The organism is Pelomonas sp. KK5, assembly GCF_001984095.1.
Taxonomy (GTDB): domain Bacteria; phylum Pseudomonadota; class Gammaproteobacteria; order Burkholderiales; family Burkholderiaceae_C; genus KK5.
Genome location: NZ_LYVQ01000006.1, coordinates 47,973 through 55,335, shown reverse-complemented (window position 1 = coordinate 55,335; position 7,363 = coordinate 47,973). Strand labels below are relative to the sequence as shown.

Below are 7,363 nucleotides of genomic sequence, written 5' to 3'. Positions count from 1 at the left end.
CCGCCAGGTCGTGCATGACACCGACTACCTGGAGCTGGCGCAGCTGCGCTGGGAGATCGCCTTCGGCGACGCGGCCGCCTGCCTGCCGCGGCTGCGCGACGAGTTCGAGGAAGCCAAGAAGAGCCGCCTGCACCGCCGCGCGCTGAAGCTGATGCTGCTGATGGCGCTGGCCCGCGAGCGCGCCGGCGAGGCGCAGCGCGCCACCGAGGTGATGCGGCACACGCTGGAGATGTCCAGCCAGGAGGGCTTCATCCGCCTGATCCTGGACGAGGGCCCCGCCGTGGCGCCGCTGATCCAGCGCGTGCTGGCCGAGGTGGACGGCCCCGAGCACGACGGCGATCCGATCTTCATCGACTACCTGCAGCGCCTGCTGAAGCACCTGGGCCCGCAGGCGCTGGAAGCGCTGGACCACGAGGGCGCCGATGCGGGCGCCCTGTCCGCCCCGGTGGAGCCGCTGACCCGCAAGGAGCTGCGCGTGCTGGAGCTGCTGGCCGAGGGCTATTCCAACGGCGCGATGGCGGAGAAGCTCTTCGTCTCGGACAGCACGGTGCGCACGCATCTGCGCAACCTGAACATGAAGCTCGACGCGAAGAGCCGGACGCAGGCGGTGGCCATTGCCCGCCGCCTGCGCCTGATCCGCTGAACGAGTTCAGTCCAGCGCGCGGATCAGGTCGGCCGCCCGCCAAGCCAGCGCCAGCGTCGGGCCGTGGGTGTTGCCGGCAAGCACGAAGGGGGCGATGGACAGGTCCACCACATGCAGGCCGTCAACGCCGCGCACCCGGGTCATCGGGTCCACGACGGCAACCTCGTCCGAGCCCATTCGGCAGGTGCCGACGGCGTGGTAGCCCGGTGTCACGCAGCGGGCGTAGCCGGCCAGGATCTGCTCGTCGCTTACGCAGTCCGCGCCGATCCGGGTCTCGTGCTCGACCAGCTCGCCGATCGGTGACCGGGCCATCATCCGGCGCGTCCAGCGCACCAGGTCGACCAGCTGGCGGCGGTCCTCGGCATCGGCGAAGTAGTCCAGCGTCACGTCCGGCAGGGCCAGCGGATCGCGCGAGGTGATGTTGATCTCGCCCTGCGAGTTCGGCCGCAGCGGGTAGATCACCATCTGCATGCCGGGCAGCTTCTCGACCGCCGGCTTGGTCGCGCTGTAGTCCGCCGTATATGCCGATGCGAGGAACTGGGCGTCGGGCCGCTCCAGGTCGGGCCGGGTCTTCAGCCAGCCGCCGACCTCGAAGGTGGCGTTGGACATCACGCCGTCCCTGCGCAGCAGGTAGCGCAGCAGGTTCTTCACCAGGCGCAGACCGCGGTATTCGCGGTTCTCCGAGGGCACCGGGCCGCGAGTGCGCCACTGCATGACGGTGCCGCAGTGCTCGCGCAAGTTCCGGCCGACCTGCGGCCGGTCGGCCACGACCGGAATGCCGAGGTCTTCGAGCAGCTTGCGAGGGCCGATGCCCGAGCGTTGCAGGATGCCCGGCGAGGCCATCGTGCCGGCGCTGACGATGACACGGCGCGCGCGGAATTCCTCGGCCGCCGGGCCGGCGCAGCGCACGCCGACCGCGCGCTTGCCCTCGAACAGCACCCGGTCCACCGTCTTGCCTGAGAGGATCGTCAGGTTAGGCCGCTTGCGCACCTGCTCGTTAAGGAAGCTCGTGGCGGCGCTCTGGCGGCGGCCCTTCCAGATCGTGCGTGGCGCGTAGCCGACCTTCTCGGCGTTGTCCGGCGCATTGACGTCGCGCTGCTCGGGCAGGCCCATGGCGGTGGCGCTCGCGATCAGGCGGTCCAGCAGCGGGTCGCGCCGGGCCGGCATCGAGATGCGCTGCGGGCCGGCATCGCCGCGGGTGTCGCCCTTGCCGAGCTCGTGGTTCTCCATTGCCGCGTAGGCGGCGCCGATGCGGGCCCAGTTCCAGTCGGCGCTGGTCGTCGAGGCCAGCAGATCGAAGTCCGCCGGCTGGCCGCGCACCCACATCAGCCCGTTGATGGACGTGGAGCCGCCCATCACCCGGCCGCGCACCCAGGGCGCCGGCGGGTTCAGCCCGTGCTTGTCGCGCAGCTGGTAGGGCCAGGTCAGGCGCGGGTCGAACATCGCCTCGCCGATGCCCTTGGGCATGTGGATCATCGGGCTCGTGTCGGCGCCGCCGGCCTCCAGCAGCAGCACCTTGCAGTGCGGCGATTCGGACAGGCGGTGGGCCAGCACGCAGCCAGCGGCGCCGGCGCCGACGATGATGAAATCGAAATCCTTGTCGCTCATGGGACCTTGCGCAGCAGGAAATGGGAGAGGGCAGGAATCAGCACGAGCGCGCCGACCATGTTCCACAGGAACATGAAGGTCAGCAGGATGCCCATGTCGGCCTGGAACTTGATCGGCGAGAGCACCCAGGTCACGACGCCCAGGGCCAGCATCACGCCGACCAGCGCGACGATCTTGCCGACGAACTGCAGCGAGCGGCCGTAGGCCTCGGCCAGCGCGAGGCCCTGGCGCTGCGCGGCGAGCTGCACGCTGAGGAGATAGAGCGCGTAGTCCACGCCGATGCCCACGCCCAGCGCCACGACCGGCAGCGTGGACACCTTGAGCCCGATGCCCAGCAGCACCATCAGCGCCTCCGCCAGGATCGAGGTCAGCGCCAGCGGCAGCACGGCGACGACGACGGCGCGCCAGCTGCGAAAGGTGATCGCGCACAGCAGGATCACCGCACCGTAGACGTAGAGCAGCATGCGGCGGTTGGCCTCGCGCACGACGATGTTCGTCGTCGCCTCGATGCCGGCCGAGCCCGCGGCCAGCAGGAACTCGCGCTCCGGCCCGTTGTGCTGCGCCGCGAAGGCGCTGACGGTCGTGACGATGCGGTCCAGCGTGGCCGAGCGGTGGTCGCCCAGGTAGGCCACCAGGGGCACGATCGAGCAGTCCGCCGACAGGAACTCCGAGTTCCAGCGCCCGGCGTTGGTGACCTGGCTGTTGACGATGTCCTGGCTGGTCGGGATCGTCAGCCACTTCGGATTGCCTTCGAAGGAACCGATCGTGTAGGCGCGCACCGTGTCGGCCAGCGTGGCGGTCGTCTGCACGCCGGGGAGCTGGCGCAGCGCCCAGCCGAGCCGGTCCGCCTCGACCAGCGCCTCGTAGCTGCCGCAGCCCTCCTTGGGCGTCCTGACGATCACCGCGAACACGTCGCTGGAGGTGTTGTAGTGGGCCGAGATGAAGGCGTTGTCGCGGTTGTAGCGCGAGTCGGGCCGCAGCTCCGGCGCGCCGGCGTCGAGGTCGCCGACCTGCAGCCGCTCGGACACGACGAAGCCCGCCACGCCCAGCGCCAGGGCGGCGGCCACGACGGTGGCGGCCGGGCGCGGCCGGGTCAGACCTTGCAACACGTGAGCAAGACCTGACCCCGCTCCGGCCTGCGCATCGAGGCTGCGCCGCGCCGAGCGCTCGCTGACGCCGACATAGGACAGCAGCACCGGCAGCAGCACCAGGTTCGTGAAGATCAGCGCGCCGACGCCGAGGCTGGCCGCCAGCGCGAGCTCGCGGATCACAGGGATGTCCACCACCATCAGCACAGCGAAGCCGACCACGTCGGCCAGCAGGGCCGTGAGCCCGGCCAGGAACAGGCGGCGGAAGGTCAGCCGCGCGGCGCTCAGCTTGTCCAGGCCGCGGCCGATGTCCTGCATGATGCCGTTCATCTTCTGCGCCCCGTGGCTCACGCCGATGGCGAAGACCAGGAAGGGCACCAGCACGCTGAACGGGTCCAGCGCGTAGTGCAGCAAGCTCACCGCGCCGAGTTGCCAGACGACGGCGACCAGCGAGCAGGCGATCACCAGCAGGGTGGAGCGCAGCGAGCGGGTGTACATGAGCAGCACGCCCGCCACGATGGCGGCGGCCACGCCGAAGAACATCGCCACCTGCATCAGGCCGTCGATCAGGTCACCGACCAGCTTGGCGAAGCCGACGATCTGGATGCCGACCTTGCCGGTCCCCTCGTGCTTCTGGCGGATCTGCTCCAGGCTGGTAGCCAGGCGGTGATAGTCCAGCGCCTTGCCGTCGGCATCGGTGCCGCGCAGCGGCACGACGATCATCGTCGAGCTGAAGTCCGTGGCCACCAGGCTGCCGATCACGCCGGCGCGGCCGATGTTCTGCCGCAGCTGCGCGATGGCCGCCGGCGAGCCGTCGTAGTCGACCGGCATCACCGGGCCGCCGACGAAACCCTCCTCGGTCACCTCGGTCCAGCGCACGACCGGCGTCCAGATGGACTTCATCCACGTGCGGTCCACGCCGGGCAGCATGTAGATCTCATCGTTGACCTGGCGCATCGTGTCCAGCCAGGCGGGATCGAAGACATCGCCCTTCGGGTTGGCCACCACGATGCGCACCGCGTCGTCGAGGCCGCGCAGCTTGTCGCGGTTTTCCAGGTAGTTGCGGATGTACGGATGGCCCTGCGGCAGCATCTTCTCGTAGCTGGCGCTGATGTCCAGGTGGCGCAGCTGCGCCCCGAGGAAGAGACTCAGCAGCCCGCACAGCAGCAGGATCCAGGCGCGGTGGCCGAAGATCAGCCGTTCGACCAGGGAGCCCGAGCCCGCGGTGGGCGCGGGCGGGGCGGCGGGAGGGATCGTCGTGGAGGCCATCATGGAGCTTGATCCGTCGAACGTCAGAGTTAGGGCAGGGCCTGGCCCAGCAGGCCGATCGGGCCGCCGGTCACCACGCGGCCGGGCGCGCCGGGGCTGAGCGCGAAGATCGGCGCCGGCACCTGCGCCGCCGTGCGGCTGAAGCTGTGCCCGCCGTCGCGGCTGACCAGCAGATTGCCGGCCGAGTCGGCGAGCAGCAGGCGGCCGTCGGGCGCCTCGGCGGCCGAGGTCAGGCCGGCCGTCGTGCCGGCCTTGATGGCGGTCCAGCTCGCGCCTTCATCCAGGCTGCGCAGCAGGGCGCCGCGCATGCCGTAGGCGAGCAGCCGGCCCGGCTCGCCCACCAGCAGGCCGAACAGGGTGCCGGGGTAGGGCGTGCTGAGCATGGCGAAGCGCTGGGAATGAGGGTCGAGCCGCCAGACCTTGCCCTGTTCGCCGGCGATGAAGACGCGCTCGCCCTGGCCGCGCACGGCGAAGAGGTTCAGGCCGTCCGGGTTGTCCATGCGGTCCATCCAGGGCTGCCAGGACCTGCCGCCGTCGTCGGTGCGGAACAGGCTGCCGAAGGTGCCGGCGATGAAGCCGGACTTCTCGTTCCAGAAGTAGACGTCCAGGAAGGGCTCGCCCCGGCCCGTGGCGAGCTGCCGGTGCCAGGTCCTGCCCCCGTCTGCGCTGTGCAGCACGACGCCGCCGTGCCCCACGGCCCATCCCTGCGCCGGCGTCGGGAAGCTCAAGCCCACCAGGTCGCTGCTGACCGGCACCTGCGCCTGGTGCCAGGTCTTGCCGTCATCGTCCGAGAACAGGATGTGGCCGCGCACGCCCGCCGCCACCAGGCGCGCGCCGGCGCGGGCCAGCGCCATCACCGGCGAGCGGGCCGCCAGCGGGCTCATTTGCGCCTGCTGCTCGACCGGGTCGGTGAAGGGCTGCGGCGCGGCCAAGGAGGAAGCCGCCAGCAGGGCCAGCCCCGCCGCCCGGATGCAAGGCATCAGCATCGCCATGGCCGGCCTCAGAAGGTGGTCTTGAAGGTCAGCGACAGCCAGCCGCGGTCCCACTGCGCGCCGATGCCGCCGACGCCGGTCACCGAGGGCGCGCCGCCGAGCTGCGCATTGGGCCCGACGTGGTGCTTGGCGAAGGAGTCGTTGTAGGCCAGGGCCACCGAGTACTTCTCCTTCACCGACAGCGACAGGCCGACGCTGTACGAGCCGTTGCCCTCGTAGCCGCCGAACAGCACCGAGGACGTGCCCTTGATGCCGTCCGTCACGACGATGGGCATGGACAGGTCGGCGCCGCCGAAGACCTGGAACCAGGTCGGCTCGAACTTCACCGCCAGGCCCCAGGCGTCCTTGGTGGCGCAGCCCAGCGTGTCAGCGGTCGGGCAACTCACGGCGTCGTAGCCGAAGGCGCGGAAGTTGCCCGCGTTCTGCTTGACCTTGTCGATGCGGCTGTAGCTCAGCTCGGTCGTCAGCGCGGCGCTGTCGAAGACCGGCGTCTTGCCGATGAAGGCGATCGCATTGACCAAAGCGTGCCAGGTGTCGCCGACCGGCTCGGCGCCGACGAAGGTGGCGTCGCCCATCAGCAGGTTCGTGTTGCTGCGGTGGGTCAGCTCGCCACTGACGCTGAGGCCGGCGATCTGCGTGGTGACGCTGGCGCCGGCCAGCGTGGCCCGCGCGTCGCGGTAGCTGAGCCCGAAGGACGTGGGGACGACGTTCGGGTAGGCGGGCAGCGTCGAGGCCTGGATGCCGCCCAGCACCAGCTGCGGCAGCTTGTCGGTGTACTTGCGGTAGTACGCGCCGAAGGTGGTGGCGCCGCCCAGCGCGGCGGGTGTCCAGCGGGCCATCAGGCCCCAGTCGCCGCGTTTCTTCGGGTCGCCATAGCTCTTGACGAACGGAACCGCGGCGACCGGCACGCCCAGCGCGGCGGAGGTCACGGCCGCCGTCGCGGGGTTGATCAGCCAGGTGCCGCCGCCGCCGGAGATCGGGTCCAGAACGCCGAAGTAGGTGCCGCCGTCCGGGAAGACGCTGGGCCGCCAGTCGAGGAAGTACTGGCCGGCGAAGGAGAGCTGCTCATTGACCTGGAAGGTCGCCGAGATCTGCGGCAGCGGCTTGAACACCTCCTTGGCCTCGACGCCCGGGTTGCTCAGCGCCTTGCGGATGTCGATCGGCCCCTGGCCGTAGGACACGCCGTGCACGAAGGAGAACAGCGATTCGCCCCAGTACAGCGTGTACTGGCCCACGCGAACGTTCAGCGGCATGCCGGCGATGTCGGTGCCGGCGAAGACGAAGGCATCGAGGAACTCGCCTGACAGGCCGCGGTTCCAGCGCCTCGTGTAGTGCGTGTACTCGTTGTCCGGATAGGCCGAGCTGAGGTTGCCGATCGGCGTGTCGAACAGCGGGCCGGTCTTGACGCTGCTGTCGTGATAGGCCTGGTCGTACCAGGCGGCGGCGCTCAGCCGCGCGCCGAAGCGCTGCCTGTAGACCACGTCCAGCTCGGACAGCAGATCCACACGGTCCATCACGATGCTGCCGCGCTTGAACTTGGCGTCGGAGTCGTCGTAGCTGCTGCTGTTGAGGATCGCTTCGTCCTGCTTGTCCACGCGCACGCCGAGGTTGTAGCGCACGGTGTTGTCCCAGCGCATGCTGAGGTCCGGGTTGTCGGTGCCGATCGGGAAGGCTTGGGCGCCGAGGGCGCAGGTCAGCAGGCAGGCGCCGGCCACCGCGCTCCGGGTGAAGGATGAAAAGGATTGCATTGCTTCGTCCCTGTC

The 7,363-nt window shown here is 70.1% G+C and carries 5 protein-coding genes; 1 reads left to right on the top strand and 4 read right to left on the bottom strand.

The window, feature by feature from the left end:
- On the top strand, positions 1-643 hold a 643-nt coding region (locus B0W88_RS01775), incomplete at its 5' end, for a response regulator transcription factor (RefSeq protein ID WP_233151591.1).
- Between the two features lie 6 nt (positions 644-649).
- Here B0W88_RS01775 and B0W88_RS01770 read toward each other — a convergent pair.
- From B0W88_RS01770 to B0W88_RS01755, 4 genes are read right to left on the bottom strand one after another with little or no spacing between them, the layout of a single operon-like run.
- Positions 650-2,251: a GMC family oxidoreductase gene (locus tag B0W88_RS01770; protein ID WP_077032929.1), complete on the bottom strand. Its 1,602-nt coding sequence runs from the start codon at positions 2,249-2,251 to the stop codon at positions 650-652.
- Positions 2,248-4,611 carry an RND family transporter gene (locus B0W88_RS01765; RefSeq protein WP_077032928.1) on the bottom strand — a complete coding sequence of 788 codons (2,364 nt, stop codon included), beginning with the start codon at positions 4,609-4,611 and terminating at the stop codon, positions 2,248-2,250. Before B0W88_RS01765 ends, B0W88_RS01770 begins: the two co-directional genes overlap by 4 nt.
- A 26-nt stretch (positions 4,612-4,637) precedes the next feature.
- Positions 4,638-5,600 carry a YCF48-related protein gene (locus B0W88_RS01760; RefSeq protein WP_077032927.1) on the bottom strand — a complete coding sequence of 321 codons (963 nt, stop codon included), beginning with the start codon at positions 5,598-5,600 and terminating at the stop codon, positions 4,638-4,640.
- A gap of 8 nt (positions 5,601-5,608) precedes the next feature.
- Positions 5,609-7,348 (bottom strand): DUF1302 domain-containing protein, encoded by a 1,740-nt coding sequence (locus tag B0W88_RS01755; protein WP_077032926.1) that lies wholly within the window; start codon positions 7,346-7,348, stop codon positions 5,609-5,611.
- Between the last annotated feature and the right edge of the window lie 15 nt (positions 7,349-7,363).

Bases quoted from the DNA above. Each gene is read 5' to 3' on its own strand.
- B0W88_RS01760 (WP_077032927.1), bottom strand. From the start codon at position 5,600: ATGGCGATGCTGATGCCTTGCATCCGGGCGGCGGGGCTGGCCCTGCTG.
- B0W88_RS01770 (WP_077032929.1), bottom strand. From the start codon at position 2,251: ATGAGCGACAAGGATTTCGATTTCATCATCGTCGGCGCCGGCGCCGCT.
- B0W88_RS01755 (WP_077032926.1), bottom strand. From the start codon at position 7,348: ATGCAATCCTTTTCATCCTTCACCCGGAGCGCGGTGGCCGGCGCCTGC.
- B0W88_RS01765 (WP_077032928.1), bottom strand. From the start codon at position 4,611: ATGATGGCCTCCACGACGATCCCTCCCGCCGCCCCGCCCGCGCCCACC.